The organism is Rhodocytophaga rosea, from assembly GCF_010119975.1.
In the GTDB taxonomy this organism is placed as follows: Bacteria; Bacteroidota; Bacteroidia; order Cytophagales; family 172606-1; genus Rhodocytophaga; species Rhodocytophaga rosea.
The window spans coordinates 8,357,671-8,380,219 of the sequence record NZ_CP048222.1; the positions used below are offsets into that span (position 1 = coordinate 8,357,671).

The 22,549-nt window shown below is 41.5% G+C and carries 19 protein-coding genes; 11 read left to right on the forward strand and 8 right to left on the reverse strand.

Features of this window, described 5'->3' with window-relative positions; all coding sequences use genetic code 11:
• Positions 1-69 precede the first annotated feature (69 nt).
• Entirely contained in the window at positions 70-567 is a 498-nt protein-coding gene (locus GXP67_RS34370; RefSeq protein WP_162447313.1) for a DUF4304 domain-containing protein, read from the reverse strand.
• Between the two features lie 46 nt (positions 568-613).
• Entirely contained in the window at positions 614-1,627 is a 1,014-nt protein-coding gene (locus tag GXP67_RS34375; RefSeq protein WP_162447314.1) for a dipeptide epimerase, read from the reverse strand.
• 196 nt (positions 1,628-1,823) lie between these two features.
• Here GXP67_RS34375 and GXP67_RS34380 point away from each other — a divergent pair, with 196 nt between their 5' ends.
• From GXP67_RS34380 to GXP67_RS34390, 3 genes are all read left to right on the forward strand, one after another.
• Entirely contained in the window at positions 1,824-2,897 is a 1,074-nt protein-coding gene (locus GXP67_RS34380; protein WP_162447315.1) for a sialidase family protein, read from the forward strand.
• Between the two features lie 44 nt (positions 2,898-2,941).
• Complete coding sequence (locus GXP67_RS34385) at positions 2,942-3,280, forward strand: hypothetical protein (protein WP_162447316.1); 339 nt, start codon at positions 2,942-2,944, stop codon at positions 3,278-3,280.
• A 73-nt stretch (positions 3,281-3,353) separates the two neighbouring features.
• Positions 3,354-3,704 carry a DUF3140 domain-containing protein gene (locus tag GXP67_RS34390; RefSeq protein ID WP_162447317.1) on the forward strand — a complete coding sequence of 117 codons (351 nt, stop codon included), beginning with the start codon at positions 3,354-3,356 and terminating at the stop codon, positions 3,702-3,704.
• A gap of 906 nt (positions 3,705-4,610) precedes the next feature.
• On the opposite strand, the gene GXP67_RS34395 is transcribed toward GXP67_RS34390, so the two are convergent.
• Positions 4,611-6,371: a tetratricopeptide repeat protein gene (locus GXP67_RS34395; protein ID WP_162447318.1), complete on the reverse strand. Its 1,761-nt coding sequence runs from the start codon at positions 6,369-6,371 to the stop codon at positions 4,611-4,613.
• A gap of 263 nt (positions 6,372-6,634) precedes the next feature.
• Between GXP67_RS34395 and GXP67_RS34400 the strand changes: the two genes are divergently transcribed.
• From GXP67_RS34400 to GXP67_RS34410, 3 genes are all read left to right on the forward strand, one after another.
• Positions 6,635-7,177, forward strand: coding sequence for a DUF8453 domain-containing protein (locus GXP67_RS34400; RefSeq protein WP_162447319.1), 543 nt, complete (start codon positions 6,635-6,637; stop codon positions 7,175-7,177).
• 51 nt (positions 7,178-7,228) lie between these two features.
• Positions 7,229-7,675 (forward strand): DUF2871 family protein, encoded by a 447-nt coding sequence (locus tag GXP67_RS34405; RefSeq protein ID WP_162447320.1) that lies wholly within the window; start codon positions 7,229-7,231, stop codon positions 7,673-7,675.
• 97 nt (positions 7,676-7,772) lie between these two features.
• Positions 7,773-8,087 (forward strand): DUF3817 domain-containing protein, encoded by a 315-nt coding sequence (locus GXP67_RS34410; protein WP_162447321.1) that lies wholly within the window; start codon positions 7,773-7,775, stop codon positions 8,085-8,087.
• Positions 8,088-8,188: 101 nt separating this feature from the next.
• Here the strand turns inward: GXP67_RS34410 and nadE are convergent, their stop codons facing one another.
• The 4 genes from nadE to tsaD all read right to left on the reverse strand — a co-directional run bounded on the left by nadE (position 8,189) and on the right by tsaD (position 13,854).
• Positions 8,189-10,189: an NAD(+) synthase gene (nadE, locus tag GXP67_RS34415; RefSeq protein WP_162447322.1), complete on the reverse strand. Its 2,001-nt coding sequence runs from the start codon at positions 10,187-10,189 to the stop codon at positions 8,189-8,191.
• Positions 10,190-10,233: 44 nt separating this feature from the next.
• Positions 10,234-11,157, reverse strand: a complete 924-nt coding sequence (prs, locus tag GXP67_RS34420; RefSeq protein ID WP_162447323.1) for a ribose-phosphate diphosphokinase — start codon at positions 11,155-11,157, stop codon at positions 10,234-10,236.
• A 35-nt stretch (positions 11,158-11,192) separates the two neighbouring features.
• Positions 11,193-12,683 (reverse strand): nicotinate phosphoribosyltransferase, encoded by a 1,491-nt coding sequence (locus GXP67_RS34425; protein WP_162447324.1) that lies wholly within the window; start codon positions 12,681-12,683, stop codon positions 11,193-11,195.
• Between the two features lie 166 nt (positions 12,684-12,849).
• The gene (gene tsaD / locus GXP67_RS34430) at positions 12,850-13,854 is read right to left on the reverse strand and encodes a tRNA (adenosine(37)-N6)-threonylcarbamoyltransferase complex transferase subunit TsaD (protein WP_162447325.1); all 1,005 of its coding nucleotides are present in this window, start codon (positions 13,852-13,854) and stop codon (positions 12,850-12,852) included.
• A gap of 388 nt (positions 13,855-14,242) precedes the next feature.
• On the opposite strand from tsaD, the gene GXP67_RS34435 reads away from it, so the two are divergent.
• The 3 genes from GXP67_RS34435 to GXP67_RS34445 all read left to right on the forward strand — a co-directional run bounded on the left by GXP67_RS34435 (position 14,243) and on the right by GXP67_RS34445 (position 19,941).
• Positions 14,243-18,805 carry a translocation/assembly module TamB domain-containing protein gene (locus GXP67_RS34435; RefSeq protein WP_162447326.1) on the forward strand — a complete coding sequence of 1,521 codons (4,563 nt, stop codon included), beginning with the start codon at positions 14,243-14,245 and terminating at the stop codon, positions 18,803-18,805.
• Positions 18,806-18,884: 79 nt separating this feature from the next.
• Positions 18,885-19,313: a hypothetical protein gene (locus GXP67_RS34440; RefSeq protein WP_162447327.1), complete on the forward strand. Its 429-nt coding sequence runs from the start codon at positions 18,885-18,887 to the stop codon at positions 19,311-19,313.
• 181 nt (positions 19,314-19,494) lie between these two features.
• Positions 19,495-19,941 (forward strand): GNAT family N-acetyltransferase, encoded by a 447-nt coding sequence (locus GXP67_RS34445; protein ID WP_162447328.1) that lies wholly within the window; start codon positions 19,495-19,497, stop codon positions 19,939-19,941.
• A 6-nt stretch (positions 19,942-19,947) separates the two neighbouring features.
• Here GXP67_RS34445 and GXP67_RS34450 read toward each other — a convergent pair whose 3' ends face one another.
• Positions 19,948-20,727: a toast rack family protein gene (locus GXP67_RS34450; RefSeq protein WP_162447329.1), complete on the reverse strand. Its 780-nt coding sequence runs from the start codon at positions 20,725-20,727 to the stop codon at positions 19,948-19,950.
• A 164-nt stretch (positions 20,728-20,891) separates the two neighbouring features.
• On the opposite strand from GXP67_RS34450, the gene GXP67_RS34455 reads away from it, so the two are divergent.
• Together GXP67_RS34455 and GXP67_RS34460 are read left to right on the forward strand one after the other, a co-directional pair.
• The gene (locus tag GXP67_RS34455; protein ID WP_162447330.1) at positions 20,892-21,470 is read left to right on the forward strand and encodes an RNA polymerase sigma-70 factor; all 579 of its coding nucleotides are present in this window, start codon (positions 20,892-20,894) and stop codon (positions 21,468-21,470) included.
• Between the two features lie 66 nt (positions 21,471-21,536).
• On the forward strand, positions 21,537-22,547 hold the full coding sequence (locus GXP67_RS34460) for a FecR family protein (protein ID WP_162447331.1): 1,011 nt from the start codon (positions 21,537-21,539) through the stop codon (positions 22,545-22,547).
• Positions 22,548-22,549 lie beyond the last annotated feature (2 nt).

Consider the following 22,549-nt stretch of genomic DNA (forward strand, 5'->3'; position numbering starts at 1 on the left):
AAATAATACTTATATGATACAAAATGGTGGTTTATTATAAGAATCCTTTACTACTTGTAACAAAGCAACTTAATTATTTTTTCCTAGTACAATATTGGAAGCCGATTTAGTCCATACCCCAAATCTACTGCTTACGGCTGATAGTATGTCGGCTTTAGTCTGATAATGATCCAAAAAAGGCAGGATTTTTTCACTCACTATTATTTTAAGTTCTTCACTCAATGCAACACTATCGGTTTCGTTGTTTACATCCCACCATTTATCATTGCCATCTAACAACCATCCTATCCTCTTTCTGACAACACAATCAGGCTCAGAAGGAAAAGCTGGGGGCGCGGTCTTGAAATATCTTTTATAAAACTCGGGTAAGAATAAGCCTATATTAATGGTGAAATGCAGATGCTCTTTAGAGTAATAGATACTCTTTTGTAGGTTGACCATATGGCCAAACCCTTCAAAGGGTTTATAGAAATTGTTGTTCTTTTTCTTATATCCTAATGGCTTTAATATCTGATGAAAAGCATACTTTACTATATGATTAAATTTTTCTTCTGCATTAGTCTTCATTTTCACATTCCCTTGCTAATAATAATCTTAAGCCTTTTCTTTTAAATTATTTAATCAACGCTGCGCCTGTTCCATTTACGGGCGGATAGGCAACTTTTCCATCCTGAATAGTTACGCCAGTAGCAATATCTTCTTTCAGCAACAGCGCGCCATCCATATCCACATAATCGAGCAGCGGCGAAAGCTGGGCAATGGCAGAAATACCTATACTGGATTCGGTCATACAACCTACCATTACTTTCATACCCAGCTCACGGGCCTGGGCGATCATGCGCCTGGCCGGGGTAAGTCCACCGCATTTTACAAGCTTGATATTAATGCCATGAAAATGACCGTAACATTTCTGTACATCGGCTTCTTCAATACAACTTTCGTCGGCAATCACTGGCAGAACAGACAGCTGGTACACCTGCTTCATGCCTTCCAGATTACCGGCTTTCAGGGGCTGTTCAATAAATTCTACATTGAGCGTGGCAAAAATTCTGGCATTATTGATGGTTTCTTCTACACCCCATGCTCCATTGGCATCTACCCGGAAAACTGCATCAGTGTGTTTGCGAAGTTCTTTAATAATGGCGACATCGTCTTTGGTTCCCAGTTTTATTTTATACAAAGGCCAGGGCATTTCCTTCATTTTCGATGCCATTTTTTCTATGGAATCAATCCCAATGGTATAATTGGTAAGTGGTACGCCTTCTGCCTGTAAACCCCACAACTGATACAGCGGCTTACCTTGCAATTTTCCATACAGATCCTGCGCAGCCATATCCAGGGCACATTGTGCAAAAGAATGTTCTTTCAGATAAGGCTGCATAAATGCCCAGAAAGATTCCGGCGTATCAAAAGAATAATTTTCAATCAAGGGACGGATATTGTCAAGTACAGCCATCATACTTTCAATCGTAACGCCGTAATAAGGGTTGGAGGTAGCTTCCCCATATCCGCTCTGGCCATCCTTCTGCAATTCTACAATCAGGGTTTCCTGCACATCGCGGGAATCATAAGAAATAGTAAACGTATGCCGGAGGGGCAATGCAAAACGCCGCAGGATTAATTTCATTTGAATGCTGTTAAAGGGCTGTCATCAATGGTTCAATGCCGCAATATACAAAAGCCCGGAATCATGCAATAATCCGCGTATATAAACCATAGATTTATGCACCTGTATGTTTGATTTCTTCTATACAAGGGTAATTCAGATACAAATTTTGTCAAAATCATGTATCTTTCAGGTTGAGGAAATAAACACTTGCCACATGAGAATTAAAACATATTACCTGGCCGTATTAAGTTTGTTTATACTATCAGCCTATGTGATCAGAGAAAATAATACAGCCATTTCCATCGCACCTGCAGGAAAGCAACCCAGCATAGCCATTAGTCAGAAGGGCGAAATGAAAATAGTCTACGGAAAGAATGACAGCCTGTATTATACTTCGTCTGCGGATGGAAATTCATTTTCGGCACCTGCAGGTATCGCACACCTGAAAGGCTTAGGTCTGGGTATGTCGAGAGGGCCGCAGATAGCCATTACCAAAGATTTTACGGTAGTGGCTGCTGCCAGCGGTGCCGGCAATATTTATGCGTATCAACTGAACCATCAGACAAAACAATGGAGCAAGGCGATTCAAATAAATGATGTAGATACCCTGGCCAAAGAAGCCTTTGTATCCATTGCTGCCGGCGAAGATAACCAGGTATATGCTGTCTGGCTCGATTTAAGAAGTGATCGGCAAAATAAGATTTTCGGATCTGTTTCGGCAGACGGAGGAAAAACCTGGTCAGCCAATAAGCTGATCTATCAGTCTCCGGAAGGCAAAGGTTCGGTGTGTGAATGCTGCAAACCCTCGGTTACTGCTTCCGGCAAACAAGTACATATCATGTTCCGTAATTCAATAAAAGGTACCAGGGATTTGTATGTGATCAGTTCGATGGATGGTGGACGCACCTTCGGACAAGCCCAGAAATTAGGCAATGATACCTGGGTGTTGAAAGCATGCCCGATGGATGGAGGTGATCTTGCGGTAAATGCCAAGGGAAAAGTGTTAACGGTATGGCGGCGGAAAAACGAGATATTTATGGCTGAACCGGGAAAAGCGGAGCAGCGCATCAGCGAAGGAAAAACTCCTGTAGTGTCCAGAACAGCCAGTGGTGATGTGGTAGCCTGGCACAACAAGGGACAGATTCTGGTAAAAAGTACCCGGCAAGACCAAGCACAAGTTTTGGGGAATGGTACCCATCCTAAACTCATTCCTATACCTGGAAAAAACGCCGTATTTTGTGTCTGGGAGAATGAAACTGGCGTGATGGGCCAGAGAGTGGATTTATAAGTATATTTTTTATATTTTGTAATCATTCATTGTTAACATTACCTATGCTGTTTCTTCTCATCGCCCTGCTCAGTCCTGTACTGCAATTTTTCCTGCCCTGGTGGATTATTGCCATCATTGCCTTTGGTGCCGCTTACTGGAAAGCGTCTTCGGCAACTACTGCTTTTCTATCTGGATTTCTGGCCATTGTCGTCGTCTGGGTCATAAAAGCGCTATTCACCCATATTCAAACCGAAGGTATTCTCACAGCGAGAATAGCAGAACTGTTTTTCCTTCCCTCTCCTATTCTGCTGATTGCAATTACTGCTTTTATTGGCGGACTTGTAGGTGGAATGGCAGCGTTGAGCGGGTATTTTGTAAAACAGTTGTTTGTAAAAGAATGAGCTTGTAAAAAGCTTGTTCATAAAACACTTTGCCCCGACTTGAGTTATGGCTATATAACCAAACTTTACAGCTATGGCACAAGGAAAAGCAAACACCGAAATGGATGAAATTTACCAGGAATTTAAGGAACTGGTAAACATGACTCCAGGGCAAATTGAAAACCACTTAGCTACCGAAGAATCTAAGAAAGTAGGCTTTAAGGAAGAAGAAGGCGGAGAATCAGTAGGCCACCAGTCTGGCAGAAAGATCATCCACATCAAACAGAAGAAAAAAGCCGACCTGACAGACGATGATTATGCCCACATGCGCAAAGTGACCGGCTATATCAAACGGCACTCCGCACAAAAACCTAGCGGCGATATCAGCGATACTCCCTGGCGTTATTCTCTGATGAATTGGGGCCATGATCCGGAGAAGAAGTGATGAATGTATTGGTATGATCAGAGATTGTGTGCTTAATTATTTAACAGTCATAAATTATGAGTAATGGAACAAGGAATGTCGAATTTCAAGTAAAAATACTTCTTCATTCCTTGCTATCTCTGTCAATATTTGACCTTTTGAGCCATTTCGTTCTTGAATAGTAATATAAGTGCCCACAACTGCAATAGATTTACCATAATAATTATAAAACCCGGCAAAGATCTTTGAATTTGCATTTCTAACGACATTATCAAAGAAATCAAACTGAAAATAATTAAAAATGCAAACAAGTATCTAAGCCATAAGTAACCTTTGCGAACAAGAATTGATAGCAATAATAAAAATAGGAACACAGTCGATGCCACGATTATCTCTGCACTACTTTTTCTTCCGGTAACAATAAATGAATTTATCATTAACAGACAAACCGCTCCAATTAACAAATTAGAAGCAAATTTATAGTCATTAACCTGTTTCATAAATTACTTTACTATAATAGGTTCTAACTCTGTAACAGTTATTTTTACTTCCATAAGTTTGTAATTTGTGTATCGGTTTAGATAGTTTATGGCACAAAAAACATTGAGAGCAACAGATAGAATGATAAGCAAAAAGTCAGCTGGCGTTATAGAGTTGAAGGCTTTAATAATAAACAAAGCAACAATTAACAGGATAGATATTACTAAACTAACAAATACACTTACAATTACATATGGCTTTGCTAACCTTTGAATGAATGGCAGTTCATATATCAGCCAAAGTATACCGGAAATAAATAGTAAAATTGAGAGAGTTTTGAAAATGCTTTTTTTTCTTTCTGATCTCTCATCAACACTTGACGGAAAAATCAGCAACTCTATTAAAAGATCAAACAATCCCATATTTTAATAATAACTTCCTACAATTCTACTTTGCCTGCAATGCTTCGGTGAGTTTTTCACCTGCTTCCTTGAAATCAGGCTCCAGGCGAATGGCTCTGGTAAAATCCTGGATAGCTTCATCATACTTTTTCAGCCCCATTCTGGCAACACCTCGCTGGTAATATACTACTGCTTTGTCTGGTCCACTGGAAACAAGTTCATTACAATCGGCAAGTGCATTATCAAACTGATTGAGCTCATTGTAAAAGCCAACCCTTGCCAGCAGATAAGTGTTTCGTTCTTCACTATCTAAAGCGATAGCTTTGTTTATATCAGAAATACTCTCCTGATATTCTCCCAGACTGGCCGAGGCAAATGCCCTATCGTAGTAATAAGCCGCTTTTTCAGGTCGCGCGGCAATGGCTTTATTAAAATCTTCCTGCGCTTTTTCCGGTAAGTCCATTTCGTAATACACCAGTCCACGCAGGTGATAGTAATCTTCACTTGGTTTGCCGGCGGCCAGGCTAATGGATTTGTTCACTTCATTCAAGGCTTGCATATAATTTTCGCCATAATAGTACATTCTTGCCCGGCTGAACCTACTGGAGGCTCTACTAGAATCCAGTGAAATGGATTTGTTAATTAATGCCAGTGATTCTTTCTCCCAGCCGTCTTTCTCAAACCATTTTTTGGCCCTCTGTTCATAGCCAATGGCACTTACGCTGTCTACTTGCCGGCGGGAATAATTACTTTTAAGGAGCAGGGCAGCATTTCCCAATACTTCCATCGTATCACCTTCTGCATCGAGTTTCTGGAATAACTCCGGCGTGAGGGCAAGGGCCTGTAAAAAATCCTGGGTAGCTCCTCTCCTATCCTGCTGGTCAGCTTTTACAATGGCCCGGTTATAAAAATAGGGGGCTGTTTCTTCCTGGGTTTTATCCGCAAATTGAACCGCCTGGTTAAGTGCCTGTAAAGCGGCTTTCTGGTTTTTTACTTTGTATTGAGAAAGGCCGATGTAGTAAAACAATTCCGGGTCCTGGTGTTTTTCAGGGGTAGTAAAATAGGTAAGTGCCTGGGTATATTTTTTCTGGAGGTAATACGTTAAGCCCCAGTTGAAAAAGTCATCCGGCTCTTCTATATCGCCATTCGCTACCAGTTGTTCATAAATTTTAATTGTCTCGGTATATTTCCCGGTATTCATCAGAATAAGTGCTTTCAAACGCAGGGCATCGGCATCTTTCGGGTCGGATTGCAGATTGTGTTCCAGCGTAACCAGCGCCTGTTCATATTCATCAATACTATAAAGCGTCTGGGCTTTCTGGTAATAGGCAAAACGGCTGGGCTGCCTGGAAATAGACTTATCGTAATACTGTAAGGCTTGTTCGTAATCCATAACCTGGTAATAGAAATAACCCAGATCACTGTAAATACTGGCATCCGAATTATCTAAGGAAAGGGCTTTTAATAAATCTGCTTCAGCGGCCGCATAATTCTGTGTATACATTCTGGCAAGTCCCCGGTAGCGGTACAAGGTGGTATCTTCGGGGTGATGTACAAGCAGGGTATCATAATCAGGAAGAGCTTGCTGGTAATTTCCCCTTCCGAAATTATAATAACTCCGGGCATACAAGGCATCATAATACGCCGGATTGATAGCAAGGGCTTTTTCCAGGTATTTAAAGCCTTTTTCTACTTTTCCTTTGTTAAAATAACCAACCGCTTTCTGATAAGCCTTTTCTTCAGGCTTCTGTGCTAAAAGGTGCAGGCTGCAGAAAGTAAATAATAAGAGAAACAGATATTTATACATGGCTATAACTTCAATCTGACAGCAATAAATGCTGGTATACTGGTAACGTAGAAAATTAGGATTTTTATTACAGTAACCTAAGGTAACTTGATGCATTTTCTTACAGCACTCCCAAATATAATTCAGTAGACCGACGGAGTACAATATATTGACAAGTAAAACCGTATGATTTCGATTTCCGAAGCTATTTATCTGGGATAGGATAAACAAAATTCAAACAGGCTTGTATATTTGCCTCCACTCCACCTGCAATTGTATTACGAATGCCCAAAATATTTCTTAAAAGGCCCATCAATACCAATACACTTATTGCCCTTGCTGCTTCACTTGCCAGTATTTGTGCGGTATTTATTGCCGTTTACCAGACTTATATGAGCCGACAGCAACAGTTAAATTCCGTGTGGCCTTATTTACTTACTTTCGAAAGTATGGATGAAGCCGGCATATCCAGTATAGTAGTCGCTAATTATGGTATTGGTCCGGCCATTATCGATAGTGTAGAAATAAGCTACCGGGGCAACATTTATGGTTCTCCCACAGATGTCGTTCGCGTTATTTCCAAAGAATTTAAAAAAAATGAGTATGCCATGCCATGGAGTTATACCCAGATACGCAAAGGGTATGCCATTCCGCAAGGGCATACCCTGGAGTGGATTAAATTAAATACACCGGAGGATAATGCTATTTTCGCCAAGGAATTGCCCAACATCAAAATGGTTATTTATTACCGCTCTATTTATGATGAGCACTGGAAAAATACTATTAATGGAGAAGAAACTGATGAACTGGTTGTAAAAATCGAATAGCATCTTTTTTTGATTCTGAAGTAGTAATTTTTACAATGAAATGAAATTCTTATGTATTATACTCTTTTTCTCACCATTCATTCCATCCTTCGCTGGCTAGTCCTGTCAAGTATTGTATATGCTACCATTTCGGCTTTACAGGGTTTAGTTTCCAAGCGGATGTATTCCAAATCAGATTCGATAATACGTTCGCTGGCCACTACACTTACTCATACGCAATTATTGCTTGGATTTGTATTGTATTTTATTCTGAGCCCCATTACCGGGCAGTTTATGAAGGGAAATGCCAATGGCAATGAACAGATGTGGTTTTTTGGTGCTTATCACATCGCATTGATGTTTATAGCCGTTGGCGTAATGACTACCGGAGGTTCTAAAGCTAAACGGGCAACCACAGATAGGGATAAGTTCAGGTTTACAGCTATTTCTTTTGGAATTTCGCTGTTATTGATCTTACTGGCTATTCCCTGGTTCAGGCCATTTTTCAGAGGCACGTAAATCGTTATTGTCTGGAACCTGGATTTGCCGGATGGTTAAATTTTTAATAGCATAGGCCATCAACACCTAATCACTCCAAATTCATTACTAAATATCTATGTTCGATTTATTAAAAACACAAATAGGACGCTTACGGCTGCTCGCTTTTGCAGAAGGGGTTTCGTTTCTGGTCATACTTTTTATTACGATGCCCTTAAAATATTATTTCGATACCCCACAGCCCAACAAAATATTTGGCCTGGTTCACGGACTATTGTTTGTGCTTTATGTTTTCTGGGTAGTTCAAATAAAAATTGAGCAGGACTGGTCATTTAAAAAAATGGGTTTAGCGCTGCTGGCTTCCATCGTTCCCTTTGGGACTTTCTGGGCTGATGCCAGATTGTTCCGGAATCAAAATACAGAGGTCAGATAAAACAAAGCGATAGTTTCAACTCCATCGCTTTTGTTTATAATCAAGTTGGTCAAAGAAGCACCATAATAGCTTACTATAGTCAACTTCCCAAATAACTTTTCCTACTTCAGTTGCCTCATTTCCTGTAACTCTTGTTCGAAGCCACCGGACAAAATAGGGAAGCGGCACCAGGTTTTAGGGTCCAGGTTCTCGTCGTCGAGGTGAAAGGAAGGCGCATAGCGTTCCCGTTTCCACTGGTTGCGGCACCATAACCGGAAGAAGCGTTCTACATACAAATGCAACTGGTCGTTGGTGTAAATTTGTCCGAACCTGGCCTGCATGATTAATAAAACTTCCTTAGGCGTTTGTTTATCCCGAATGGCACACTTTTCTATGGCATCCAGCACTTCATAGGGCATAAGGTCGGCTTCATCGGTCTGGGTCATTTCCAACGGACGGAGTTCGGCACTGGGTTGCAGGGAATTTACTTTTTGCAAGCCTTTTATTTTTAATGTACCGGCTAGCCCTTCTTTTTCCAGCCAGACCAGCCATTTGCGCAGAAAAGCTTTATCAATACCGGCAATCGGACTGATACTTCCGGAAGTGTCTCCATCCATCGTAGCATAGCCTACTGCCGCTTCCGAACGGTTACTAGTAGATAATAACAAGGCATTATTCAGGTTGGCCAGCATCCACACACTGGGAGAACGCACCCTGGCCTGAATATTTTGTAGGGCTATATCATCCGTTTGCCAGCTCAGGTTCCGGCCAATGCCATTTTCTATCAAGCCCACATATTGTTTCACCAAGGCATCAATGCTGATTTCAAAATACGTTACATGCAGGTCTTTAGCTAAAATTTCTGCTGAATCTCTGGTATCATCAGAGCTATTCACCGTAGACTGGTAAATACAGGTAATGAGTTTACCGGCAATGTCAGAAATTGTCTGGCAGTCCTTAATGCCTGGTATATAATCCAACTTCTGTTTAAATGCGTCCAGGCCAATGCTTTCCAGTGCAAAATGAATAGATAGGTAACACAAAGCAGAAACAGCGGAAGAATCGGCACCTCCGCTGAGAGAAATCACAAAGCCTCTCGAACGGCTTTTGCGCATGTAATCGAACAAAGCCAGAGAAACGGCCCGGGCAAACTCTTCTTCTTTCAGGTATGAACTAACTTCCCAGGCTTCCTGGGCTAAAGTTGCTGGTTCTGGCTTGATGAAAGGAAATTTAAAATCCTGGTAAACGACCCCATCTGTTTCACCAGCAATCTGGCTGCCGGTAGCTGAGGTAAATTGTGCTTTGGTCTGGGCCTGACTTAACCGGTTAAGGTCTACATCAAGCACAGCCGCAATCAGGTCGTAATCCCGGTAGGAGAAACGCTTGCCATACGTGAGCATTTTGCCTCCGGAAGCAATGAGCGTACTGCCATCGTAAACAGCTCTTCCAGCTTCATTTCCCAGCAAATTGGCATAAATATACCCTACACCAAATGCCCTGGAACCTTCCAGCACAAACCTGCGGCGTATTTCCATCTTTCCAAATGCAAAATGACTGGCGCTTGGGTTGAGAATAATATCCACCCCATGCCTGTATAAATCCCTTCCCGGACGGCTGGCCACCCAGGCATCTTCGCAGATTTCAAAGCCTATTTTTATTCCGCCACAATCATAATATACATCACCCACCGGATAGTTTTTTTCTCCCACCGTAATTTCGCCTTGTACACCTTGTGGCCATGGATTGAACCAGCGGGGTTCATAATGAATGCCATCTCCGGCTAAATAACGCTTGGCCGAAAACCCAAGAATCTGCTTATTGGCGATCAGGCAGGCGGCATTATAAATGCGGTTGAGGTATTTGATGGGCAAGCCTACGGATACGATGATATTTTCGGTATGTTTTACTACCTCCTGCAATACCCGTAAGGACATGTCGAAGGTACCATGCGAATAAAAAGCATCTTCGCAGCCATAACCAGTGATACATAGTTCGGGCAAACAGAGCAGGCTGATATTTTGCTTTCTGGCCTCGCCAATGGCATCAATTATATGTTGTTTGTTTCTTTCCCAGTCTAAAGGAGTCTGGTTGAGAACACCAGCTGCTACTTTTATTAGTTTCATGAATATCGTTATTAGTTGAATATTGAATTAGCTGGAACTTGGACTCAATGCTTTTCTATCTCTTCCAATAACACCCTAGCAATGGTTTTAATTTTAAGAAAGTTGTCTTTATATAGAAATACATTCGGATGGCTATCGGTACTGACTACACATTCAAACAAACCACTAGCTTTTATCTTTTCCAGTCCGCCTTTGCTGAACAAGCCATGTGTAGTAATGGCTGCAATTTTAGCGGCACCTGCTTCTTTATAAGCTTTCGCCGCATTCACCAGCGAACCGCCCGTGCGAATCATATCATCGTAAATAATAACATATTTATCAGTTACATCGCAACTGATGGAAACAATCTGGGTATTTTCGGCATCTATCCGGCGTTTAAAAACAAAAGCACCTTGAATACCCATATCATTAGCAAGTGATTCAACCCATTTTGCCCTGCCAGCATCTGTAGAGGCGAGTATAAAATCAGTTCCTGCAATTTCATGGCAGGCTTCAATAATCACAGGTTTGGCATAGAGGTGAATGGCTTTAGTTTTCCCTTCAAAATAATAAGGCAGCCCTTCGGTATGTAAATCGAGCAAGATAACCGTATTGCCAAAATGCGTATCCGGAATGCTGGAAAGCAGGAATGCCCTGGTTTTTGCCGTTACCACTTCGCCCCGTTGAACCGCCCGTTCCATGGTAGAATAGCCAAAATAGGGAATAATTAACAGTAGTGACTGTGCCCCCAGGTGGACCAAAGTACATGCCAGGTCAAACAACTCGAGGGTATCAGCATCGGAAACCGTACCACCAACAAGCACAATGTCCCGTTCATTCACTTCTGAAATAACCCGCTGATAGCGTTCCCCGTCCGGAAATTCTTTTACTTCAACTTCTCCCCTGTCATAATCGCCGCCCTTCAGAATGGCTTCTTGTAAATAGGTATACTTCTGGGTACTGAATATTATTTTTTTGTCAAAGCGCATGTAAACAAGTTAATGGTCTTATTAAATGGTAATTTTTATACTTCTTCGGCTTCTGTTTTCAGGTTTCTGAGTTTCAGGATCAGGTTTGTTTTAAAATCATACAGGTTTTTCTCCAGACCTACCGGATAAATATGTGGATTGGCAAACCGTTTGATCCCTTCATGAAACATACTAAGTTGCCCTTGAACTCTTTCCTTTATCGCTTCAATAGGCGGCAGCTCGTATATCAACTTTCCTTCGCGGAACACAGGCACGAGCAGGTCTTCATAGGGAGCCGAATTATCCAATTTCCGGCGTTTGGTATAATCCATTGGGTCGATCATGACTGAACTGCGGTTGGAAACAAAACTTTCGGTGTCATAAATCATATCTGCAATAAACCCATTTCCATTGTGATACCGGCGAACCTGCTGAATACCGGGGGTCGAAATTTTTATTACCTGTTCGGATAGCTTGATCTTATAATCCCATTCGTCCTGATCATTTCTGATAGCCGCTAGTTTATACACCCCACCCAGTGCAGGCTGGTCGTAGGCAGTTACCAGCTTGGTACCCACTCCCCATACATTAATAGTAGCCCCCTGGTTTTTCAAACTGTTGATAATATTTTCGTCCAGGTCGTTGCTAGCCAGAATACTTGCCTCCTGAAAACCAGCCTCATCCAGTAATTTACGGGCTTCAATACTCAAATAAGCCAGGTCACCTGAATCCAGGCGGATACCAGCCATTTTGTAGCCTTTTGCCTTGAGTTGCTTTCCCACCTGAATGGCTTTTTTTACACCTTCAATACTATCATAGGTATCTACCAGGAAAATACAGTTATTCGGCATCACTTTGGCATAGGTCTCAAACGCCTCCAGCTCTGTATCGAATGACATAATCCAGCTATGGGCATGCGTACCTTTTACAGGAATGTTGAATAATTTACCGGCCAGTACATTAGAAGTTGCCGCACAACCGCCGATATACGCTGCCCGGCTTGCCGTTAGCCCCCCATCGATACCCTGCGCCCGCCGTAAGCCAAATTCCAGAATCGGCTCTCCTTTGGTTACCTGTACGATACGGGCAGCTTTGGTGGCGATCAGCGATTGAAAGTTGAGGATATTCAGAATAGGCGTTTCTAGTAACTGGCACTGTAATATTGGCCCTTTAATGCGCAGCATGGGTTCCTGTGGAAAAACGGCCGTTCCTTCGGGAATAGCATCTATATCGCAGGTGAACCGCAGGTTACGCAGGTATTTCAGAAAATCAGGTTCAAACAAAGGTTGATCATCGTTTCCGGTCAGAGTATCGAGATACGCCAGATCATCTTCCGAAAACTGAAAATACTGCAGAAATTCCACTACATGTGCCAGTCCGCAGGCAATGGTATAGCCGCCCTGAAATGGATTTCTCCGGAAAAACATATTAAAAACGGCTTCTTTATCGGCCATTCCGGATTTCCAGTAGCCATAGGCCATGGTAAGTTGATATAAATCGGTGAGGAGTGTAAGCGAATGCTGGTACAGTTGTCTGCCTTGATTCATTGGGTAAAGGGTTAATGTAAATTTTACACTAAGGTAGAGACAAAAAATAAAATTACAAATCAACCCACGATTTTATTTTTTCAATAGTTCAAAGAAGAGTCAAATTTCAATTTTTACATTATGGTTGCACCGATAGCAAAACTATCGTTTGTTAACTTATGCCTACTTAAAAATCCATCCTGGGCATAGGGCTGATATCCTGCGAACTAAATTCTCCAGCCATTGCCTTATAATAAGCAGCCATTGCAATCATGGCTGCATTATCCGTACAATATTCAAATTTAGGGATGTACACTCTCCAGTTGCGGTCTGCTCCTTCCAGCATGATTTGCTTGCGGAGTTCTGAATTAGCTGAAACTCCTCCGGCAATGGCTATGTCGCGGATTCCGGTTTCCTTGGCGGCTTTAATTAATTTCTTTAACAAAATTTTCACCAGCGTGTACTGGATACTTGCACAAATATCAGAAAGGTTATTATCTACAAATGCAGCATCTTTTGCCGTCTGGTCTCTTAAAAAATAGAGAAAAGCGGTTTTAATTCCACTGAAAGAATAACTTAATCCGGGCATATCTACCTGCGGAAACACAAATGCTTTCGGGTTTCCAGCCTGTGCATATTTGTCAATCAAAGGTCCACCCGGATAAGGAAGGTTCAATAATTTGGCTGTTTTATCAAAGGCTTCTCCTACTGCATCATCCTGGGTTTCTCCTATAATTTCCATTTTCAGATAATCATCTACCCGTACAATCTGGGTATGTCCGCCACTTACCGTCAGGCATAGGAAAGGGAATGAAGGTTTAGGGTCATCTATAAAATGTGCCAGTATATGCGCCTGCATATGGTTGACAGCAATGATGGGAATATTGAGCCCCAAAGCCAGTGATTTGGCGAAAGAAGCACCTACCAGTAAAGCACCCAACAAGCCCGGACCTCTGGTAAAAGCCACTGCATCTAACTGATTTTTAGTTATATTTGCTTCAGCAAGGGCTTGTGTTACTACCGGTATGATGTGCTGTTGGTGTGCCCTGGAAGCGAGTTCTGGTACCACCCCACCATATTTGTGATGGACGGTTTGCGTAGCAATGGTATTGGATTGAATTTTGCCATTTGCCAGAACAGCCGCTGAAGTTTCGTCGCAGGAAGATTCTATGGCTAACAGGGTATAATTCATAAGAGATGTCTGGGAGAAGAGGTCCAAGTGCAAGAAAGATATTGAATGCTAATGACTTAAATAACTATCAACAAGAAGTTTTAAGAAACAAAGATTACTTTCATTTGACAGTTCTTTATTACACGGCTCATAGTGATGGACTATAATAAATCCATTTTAAAGGCTTAATTTTAAATAGACTGCCCGGTAATGAAATATTTTTAGAAATAACTGATTAAACTAAAATACATCAGAAATGTCTAAGAATTAGCACCTGAAAGCCGAATCATTACTTTGCAATCTGTGTTAAAGATGAGGAAAATATTCAGGTTACCTCACAAAATAATTATAATTAACACAAGTTTTATATATGGGGTTCCAGCATGTGGGTGGAACGGTAATCTAAATCATGGCGCAAGTTATTAAAAAAGTAATCATCAGGACCCTCCTTTTCACGCTGGCATTTGTGCTGGTGCTGTTACTGGGCCTGGCGGCTGCGCTACAAATTCCTGCCATTCAAACCCTGCTGGCACAACGGGCAGCAAAAGAAGTTTCTGCTGCATTGCATTTCCCGGTAAGCATAGAGTATGTGCGTATTGAATGGCTCGACCGTGCCTTGTTTGAGAATGTATTAATTATTGACCGGGCCAATCAGCGCATGATTGAAGTACCCGAACTATCGGTCGATTTCGAAATTGCTTCACTGCTGGCCAAAGGAAATATTAACATTGACGAGGTTATTCTCAATCAGGCAAAGGTCCGGTTGATTAAAAATAAACAGGATGGCACGCTGAATATGGATGAATTTATCCTGGCCATTAATGACCTGACGCGTCCCAAAGATACTACCCGTACAGGCAGATCTCCTGTATTTTCCATAGACCGGGTAAACCTGGAAAATGTATTTTTCTCTTATGCCGACCTCCGAAAGGATAGCATTCGTGATGGGTTTGATTACCACCATATTGCTATAGATAGTATCAAGGCCACGGCTTATAACTTCCGGCTCGCAGCCGATACGATTGAAATTGATGTAGATGATCTTACCGGGGTTGATGTCCATACACATTTAGATATAAAACAACTGACTACAGCCTTCCGGTATACCAAAACATCCATGCAAGCATCAGACCTGTATGCCAAAATTGGTAACAGTGTTATCCGGAATTTTGTAGCCTTTAAGTATGCTAAGCCATCAGATCTGAGTGATTTTAATAACAAGATCACCATCAATGCTCATCTGGCACAAAGCTATGTGTATTCGAAAGATCTGGCGCTGTTTGCTCCGTACCTCAAACGCTATGATGAAAGATGGATGGTAAGCGGCGATTTTAATGGCAAAGTAACCCGTTTCCGTCTCAAAGATGCTGACCTGCGTTTTGGCAAACAAAGTATTATTGAGGGAAATATCAGTTTTACCGGTTTGCCTAATTTTAATGAAACTTTTATTGACCTGGACTTACTCCCTTCAGTAATCGAAACTTCTGATCTGAAGCAATACATTCCGGATGTAAATGCATACCTGCGCACCCGTAAATTCGGCCGGGTTTCCCTGAAAGGCAAATTTCTGGGCTTTCCCAATGACTTTGTAGCTAATGGCGCTTTTGAAACTGATCTGGGAAAGATCGTATCTGATATCAACCTGAAGTTAAAAAAGGAAAGCGCCAGTTCCACCTATTCCGGACGATTAACTACTTATGGTTTTCACATCGGAAAATTTTTAAATCAGCCAGAAGTATTACAGTTGCTGGACATGAGCGGCACTATAAAAGGGAAAGGATTTACTGTGCAGGAAGCTTCTCTCGATTTAAAAGCAAATGTAAAACGGCTGGGTGTGAACCAGTACAATTACCGGAATATTGTTGTAAATGGCAGTTTAAGCAGACAGCGTTTTAAAGGAGATGTAGCCGTAAAAGACAGTAACCTGGTATTTACGGCGAATGGAGAGGTAGATCTACGGAATAACAAAAACTTGTTTGATATTGATGCTGATCTGCAAAAAGCCAATTTACAACCTTTGCATTTTACAAATACAGAAACAAGTATAAGTACCAGACTGAATGTAAATTTCCAGGGCTTGGCCATTGATAAAATCGTAGGAGAAGCCTATTTTACTGATGCCTATATTCTGCATCAAAACCGGGATCTGATCGTAGATTCTGTCTATGTATTTTCCTCCAGAGACAGCATAGGACGCATTCTAAATATAGATTCTGATTTCTTTTCAACCTACCTGCATGGCAATTTTGAATACAGCCAGGCTTATGAAGATGGGAAAAAGTTATTACAAGAATACCAGTTGAATTTTGATGATGCGGCTGCTGCCGAAAGCTATTACCAGCGCAAAAATAAAATCAATCAACAAAATTACCGGATGAACATTCAGGCAGATCTGAAAGATATTAATCCGCTGCTGGCTTTGTTCTACCCTCCTCTGTATATATCCAAAAAAACGCAAATAGAAGGTTCCTTTGTCAGCGGACGGGCTGCCATCGTTTCCTTTAATACCCGGATTGATTCGGTTGCCTTCAAAAATTACAAGTTTTACAACTCAGAAATAGACATTACCTCTTCCAAGCTTGCCGATAGCGCCACTGTATTGGCACAAGCTTATATCCACTCCGACCGGCAGCAACTGGGAAATGTTCCGGCTACTGAAGATTTAACGGTAGAAGCCATCTGGGGAAACAAACAGATCGATTTTGATACCCGTATCCGCCAGACAGCTAGTACCAATTATGCCAATTTGAAGGGTGCTTTACGCTTTTTTCACAATTATCAGCAATTACAATTCAGCCCTTCCCATTTCCAGATTCTGGATAATGAATGGCACATTACCAACAATAACCTGGTCACTATTCACGGAAAAGAAATTCAGTTTAAAGACCTGACTGTATCGAACCGCTACCAGATGATCTCTGTAAATGGTGTAGTTTCAGATTCAGCTTCTGAAGCAGTAGAACTTACCGTAAAAGACTTCAACCTGCAAACGTTAAATCCGATCCTTGGACGTGATTTACTGGGAACAGCCAATGGTGCAGTTACAATCCGGGATATTTACCATGACTTGAACCTGCAAAGTGAATTGCAGGTAGAAGAATTTGTACTGGATAATTTTCTAATCGGTGATATAGACGGGCAAACAACCTGGGATAAAACGAATAAGCTGATCGGGGTAAAATACCATATTTTCCGGATGGGCACCCAGATTCTCAGTCTTACCGGAAATTATGATCCGCAGGCCGAAGAAAATGCACTTAATATGCTGGCGACTTTAAATAAGACAGACCTGGAAATACTTGAACCCTTCTTCAAAAGCCAGGTATCCAATTTAGGAGGCAATGCCAGTGGTACACTTAAAATCACCGGCATGCTTTCCGGTCCTCTGTTGAAAGGAACGGTTTTGGTGAACAATGGCCAGTTTAAGTATAATTACCTGAATACTACGTATCATTTCGATGACAAAGTGTATTTCAGTGAAAATGAAATTGGGGTAAAACAACTCCAGTTGCTGGATGATGCCAACAATGTGGCTTTTGTAAGCGGTGGGGTGTTTCATGATGGATTCCGGGATTTTGTGCTTGACCTCCGTTTCCGGATGAGGAACTTTAAAGTATTGAACACCAGTGCCAAGGACAATGATTTGTTTTATGGTACCGCTATTACTACCGGTACTGCTGAAATCCTGGGTGCGGTGAGTAACCTGAATATTTCAGCCAATGCCCTCAGTAACAAAGGTACCAAGATATATATCCCTATCAGCGGCTCCTCCAAAGGCGTTGAACAGCAGGAATACATTAAGTTTGTAAGTAAATCCAAGCTTGCCACTGATACTACCGAGCAAATCGCCGGGCAACAGATCAACCTGAGCGGTCTAAAACTGGATTTTAATTTCGATATCACCCCGGATGCTTATTGCGAGATCATTTTCGATCTGAAAGCCGGTGATATTATTAGGGGAAATGGCAATGGCAAAATCAAGATGCAGATCGATACCAAAGGTGATTTTACCATGTTTGGCGACTACGTCATTACAAAAGGCTTCTATAATTTTACCCTGCTGAATGCCATTAACAAAGAATTTAAGGTAAATCCTGGTAGCTCTGTCAGCTGGTCTGGAGATCCGTATGGAGGTATGTTAAATATCAAAGCCAGCTATGATCAAACTGCTTCCCTGCTTCCTATTCTGAACGACCCTACCCTGGAAGGACCTGAATACAACCGGCGCTACCCGGTAACGGTGCTTTTAAATCTTACCGGCGATCTGTTGTCGCCCGATATCGACCTGGGGATTAAGTTCAATGATTATCCGCAAAATGTTCCTTTGTTCCGTACCGCCATTCCGGCCTATGAGGCCCGTTTGCATACGGATGAGCAGGAATTAAACCGCCAGGTATTCAGCCTGATGGTACTCCGGAAATTATCTCCGGAAGGGGCTTTCAGTGGGGTACAAGGTTCTGTGGGAAATAGCGTAAGTGAATTATTGTCAAACCAGCTCAGTTACTGGGCTTCGCAGGTAGACGAGAACCTGGAAATTGACCTGGATCTGAATGGCCTGGATGAAGATGCTTTTAATGCCTTCCAGCTTAGGTTGTCGTACTCTTTGTTTGATGGCAGGTTGAGAGTAACCAGAGACGGAAGTTTTACCAATGCCCAGAATCAATCTAATACCATGAGTGTAATTGGCGACTGGACCGTGGAATATATGCTGAGTAAAGATGGAAAATTCAGGGTGAAAATGTATAACAAAAACACCTTTAATGTATTAAATCCGAATGTTAACAATAATAATACCGTAGCCGGTTTTAGTTTGCTGCATGTGCAAAGTTTTAATACCCTGAAAGAATTGTTCATGCTTAAGAAAAAACAAGCTGAAACCCCGGAAGATCCGGCTAAAGACCTGACAGATGCCTTGCAGAATTCCAGATCCGGGCAATCCAATGCAGCGCCGGTCACTCCTGAGAAGAAGTAAGGAGTTAGCTGATTTTTATATGGAAATCCAGAGATTAGTTCTAATATTTGTATTCTATTAGAAACTAACCTTTATCGCTATGGACAAAATACGCTTCAGCCTGGAAGACATTAAGGCCCTTGTAAAAAAATACGAAGATGTGAAAAAGAACGGGGCAGAAATGATTCATGAACTAAAAGAACTCATCAATGCCCGTCCGGAAGTAATCCAGTTGCTGGAGGCTTCCGACAAAAAGCTGTCGGTACGTTTTTTCGACCTCATATTTTATATCCAGGTAGAAATCAATTCCAGCAAGATCGGCAATGCTATTGGTAGCCTCCGGACTTATATGGATATCCCGGATGACAATGCCAGATTTATAGAAAATATGGAATTTACTTTTGATGACGGAGGCAATATCCAGCAGAAAGATGAGCTCTATATCCTTTCCCCGGAAGTGTTTCCTTACTATTTCCTCAGCAAGCTCACTGATTTTATTGTAAGCCAGCGGATTGTGATTAAGCCATAATTTTCTATAGATGAATCGGGTTACTTTATAAAATTTAATTAATCAAGAACCAATTATATAGTTTAAAACACTTTTTTTGATAAACTATTAAAATATTCATCAAAGCAACCGTGTTTTTCGTATAACTGATTATATGACTATTACTTTTTTCCTATTCATCTATTGATTATCTGTTATACTAATGAAACTACTGCCTATACAAGAATTATTACCAGATAATCAAGATTTTATTAATCATCCGGATTGTGTGGAAAGCCTGAAACAGTCTGTAGCTTTTTATGAGAAGACAGGTTATTTTCCTCCCTGGATCGGCTATTTCGCACAGAATGAAGATACTTTGATTGGCAGTGCTTCCTTCAAAGGAGTACCTCAGAAAGGTGCAGTTGAGATTGTTTATGGTACGTTTCCGCAATACCAGCATCAAGGATTAGGTACACTTATTTGCAAAGAACTTGTCAGGCTTGCCTTAGAGGCAGATCCAACTCTGAAAATAAGAGCCAGAACGTCGCCTGAAAAAAATTATTCTACCAGAATTCTCCGGAAAAACGGGTTCGAATTATTCGGCACTTCATGGGATGAACAAGACGGACAAGTGTGGGAATGGGAATACAGATACAGAAATTCTTAGAATCTGCTACTTTTCCAGTTCTAGGTTTACACTGCCTAGTCCACAATTTATTTCAATTTGTAAGGTGGATGATGTTTTTTTATATGATTCATTTACATAATACCCTTCTTCTTTTTTAAACCCTTCATGTCCAATACTGCCTAATCCATTTACCTTTACCCGTACGCCGGTTTTCCGGGGAAGCTTTAAAGTGATTTCTCCGATACCCCCATTAATTTCTGCCTCCAGGTTATTGGACCATTTACCACTCAGGTCAAGCTTCATCTCCCCTACGCCAGCATCGATATCTAATGTTGGCACTGAGGTATTAGCCAGATTGACTGTAAAATCGCCGGCACCTGCTTTCAAATGGAGTTTACTCAGCTTTGTATTGCGCAGATCAACGGTACTTTGTCCGGCACCTACGGTTAGCTCCATATCCATAGGAATCGAGTTATTCAAACGAACCTGCCAGTCATTGCTATCACCATCGTCCATGTTTACATTTTTGCCGCCAGGTTGCTTTACAATCAGAGTTCCTTTATTATTCTGGTTAGTAAACGATATTTCAGGTTTCCATGCCTGATTAGTCATCGTAAACACACCTTCCATTAAATGAGTGGTGGCGCCACCACTCATTTTAAGCGTACCAGCCGATTGTGTAAACTGCATCTGCACAGATGTTGCGCCTTGTGGTTCTACATTCTGGGTATATTTTTTAACACTCTGCGCAGTGGCCGGGCTGCTTAAAAAGGCCACACCTATTGAAGCAAACAGATAATAGCATAGTACATTTATTTTTTTCATAGAAAAACAATTTAGCTAAGGTGGAGGAACGAAGACAGGCATAAAACTAGCCTTGTTTATTTGTGTAAATATATACTTAGTATTGCCAGATTCCCATCCAAAAACTTAATTTACTGATTCTTACGCATTCTACTAATTCGCTCGTTATTTACCTGATGAATAATATGCCGCCTCTTTCCGATTTAGATTTACTCAGCCATATGGCCGCTGGAAATGTAAAGGCGTTTGAAACCTTATTTCACCGGTATTATTCAACGCTGTGCCAGTATGCCTACAAATTTGTAAAACATCAAGAAGTAGCCGAAGAAATTGTTTCCGGCTTGTTTGCTCAGATCTGGCAAAAACGGAATGAATTGCATATTACTTCTGCTGTACGGTCTTATTTGTTTACTTCTGTTAAACATGCTTCTTTCAATTATCTAAAAAGCCAGTATGCGAGATTTCCTTTTCAGTCTGAAAACTTAGAAAATCAGCATCTACAAGCGCTTTCTCCGGATGATGAACTCTCCTATCAGGAATTGCAAACCATTCTCCAACATGGTATTCAGGCATTGCCGGAAAGGTGCCGGATTATTTTTTCGCTGAGCCGGAACGCCGGGTTGAGTTATGAAGAAATTGCAGCAGAATTAGGCATTTCCAAAAAAACGGTAAAAGCCCAAATGGGAATCGCACTACATAAACTCCGCTTGTACATGGACCAGCACTGGGATAAAATGCTGGTGGTGCTGGTAAATATTTTCTAATTTTTTTCAACTTCCTCTTAGGCCTCTTGCCTGGCAAAATTGTCTTAGTTCTAAACAGGCAGCGATATGAATTTTGAAACCATTGCGGCTTATCTGGCAGGTGAATGCAGTTTGCAGGAAAAGCAGGAAATCGAAAACTGGCGGCAGGTAAATCCAAAGAATGAACAGGATTTCCAGCGGTGGCAGCGCTTATGGCAGGCTTCCCAACAAACTTTAGATAAGTTTACACCTGATGCAGTCAAAGCCTGGAAGAAAGTATCTCCGGGAGAAATTCCAGTTACCAGTTTTGCAACTATCAAGCCATCTCCTGAAAGAAATCATCGAAAATTGTTTAGCTGGGTCCGGAATATTGCTGCGGTATTACTCATTAGTGCAGCGCTTGGCTGGGGAATATGGCAAATCAATTCAAGTAGCGTAGAGTGGATAGAGAAAGCTAGCCTCCAGGAAACCAGCCAGATGATTGTACTGGCAGACGGAACTAAAATATGGCTGAATTCGCAAAGCAAGCTACGTTATCCGGAACAATTCGATACGAATATCAGGGAAGTATTTCTGGAAGGCGAAGCTTATTTTGAAGTAGCTGAAAATGCTGAGAAACCCTTTATCATTCATTCACAAAGCAGTGTAACGCAAGTACTCGGCACAACATTCACTGTTCGCAGTTACGAAGCGGAACCTACGGTGGAAGTGAATTTACTCAGCGGAAAAGTTGCATTCAGCCTTGAGAACACTCAGCCAGACCATAAAGTAACGCTAAAACCTGGGCAAAAAGGGGTTTTAAATAAAGCCAGACAAAAAATTACGGTTAGTGGTAATGAAAATGAGAACTTCCTGGCCTGGAAAACCGGAAAACTAGTATTTCAGGATATAGCCCTCAGAGATGCATTGCAGACCCTGGAAACGTATTATCAAATTGATTTTACAGTTACGGATTCGCTGCTATTGAATTGCCGTTTTACCGGTTCGTTTACCCAGGCTCCCCTGGAAGATGTATTACAGGTTTTTGCGTTTGGCTCTGACATCTCCTATCAGAAACAGGGAAATCAGTATATTTTATCAGGCAAAGGCTGTCAATAACC

Coding starts and splice junctions, on each gene's coding strand:
- GXP67_RS34380 (WP_162447315.1), top strand. CDS start 1,824: ATGAGAATTAAAACATATTACCTGGCCGTATTAAGTTTGTTTATACTA.
- GXP67_RS34395 (WP_162447318.1), bottom strand. CDS start 6,371: ATGTATAAATATCTGTTTCTCTTATTATTTACTTTCTGCAGCCTGCAC.
- GXP67_RS34425 (WP_162447324.1), bottom strand. CDS start 12,683: ATGAATCAAGGCAGACAACTGTACCAGCATTCGCTTACACTCCTCACC.
- GXP67_RS34440 (WP_162447327.1), top strand. CDS start 18,885: ATGGACAAAATACGCTTCAGCCTGGAAGACATTAAGGCCCTTGTAAAA.
- tsaD (WP_162447325.1), bottom strand. CDS start 13,854: ATGAATTATACCCTGTTAGCCATAGAATCTTCCTGCGACGAAACTTCA.
- GXP67_RS34405 (WP_162447320.1), top strand. CDS start 7,229: ATGTATTATACTCTTTTTCTCACCATTCATTCCATCCTTCGCTGGCTA.
- GXP67_RS34410 (WP_162447321.1), top strand. CDS start 7,773: ATGTTCGATTTATTAAAAACACAAATAGGACGCTTACGGCTGCTCGCT.
- GXP67_RS34455 (WP_162447330.1), top strand. CDS start 20,892: ATGCCGCCTCTTTCCGATTTAGATTTACTCAGCCATATGGCCGCTGGA.
- GXP67_RS34390 (WP_162447317.1), top strand. CDS start 3,354: ATGGCACAAGGAAAAGCAAACACCGAAATGGATGAAATTTACCAGGAA.
- GXP67_RS34450 (WP_162447329.1), bottom strand. CDS start 20,727: ATGAAAAAAATAAATGTACTATGCTATTATCTGTTTGCTTCAATAGGT.
- GXP67_RS34445 (WP_162447328.1), top strand. CDS start 19,495: ATGAAACTACTGCCTATACAAGAATTATTACCAGATAATCAAGATTTT.
- prs (WP_162447323.1), bottom strand. CDS start 11,157: ATGCGCTTTGACAAAAAAATAATATTCAGTACCCAGAAGTATACCTAT.
- GXP67_RS34400 (WP_162447319.1), top strand. CDS start 6,635: ATGCCCAAAATATTTCTTAAAAGGCCCATCAATACCAATACACTTATT.
- GXP67_RS34435 (WP_162447326.1), top strand. CDS start 14,243: ATGGCGCAAGTTATTAAAAAAGTAATCATCAGGACCCTCCTTTTCACG.
- nadE (WP_162447322.1), bottom strand. CDS start 10,189: ATGAAACTAATAAAAGTAGCAGCTGGTGTTCTCAACCAGACTCCTTTA.
- GXP67_RS34460 (WP_162447331.1), top strand. CDS start 21,537: ATGAATTTTGAAACCATTGCGGCTTATCTGGCAGGTGAATGCAGTTTG.
- GXP67_RS34385 (WP_162447316.1), top strand. CDS start 2,942: ATGCTGTTTCTTCTCATCGCCCTGCTCAGTCCTGTACTGCAATTTTTC.
- GXP67_RS34370 (WP_162447313.1), bottom strand. CDS start 567: ATGAAGACTAATGCAGAAGAAAAATTTAATCATATAGTAAAGTATGCT.
- GXP67_RS34375 (WP_162447314.1), bottom strand. CDS start 1,627: ATGAAATTAATCCTGCGGCGTTTTGCATTGCCCCTCCGGCATACGTTT.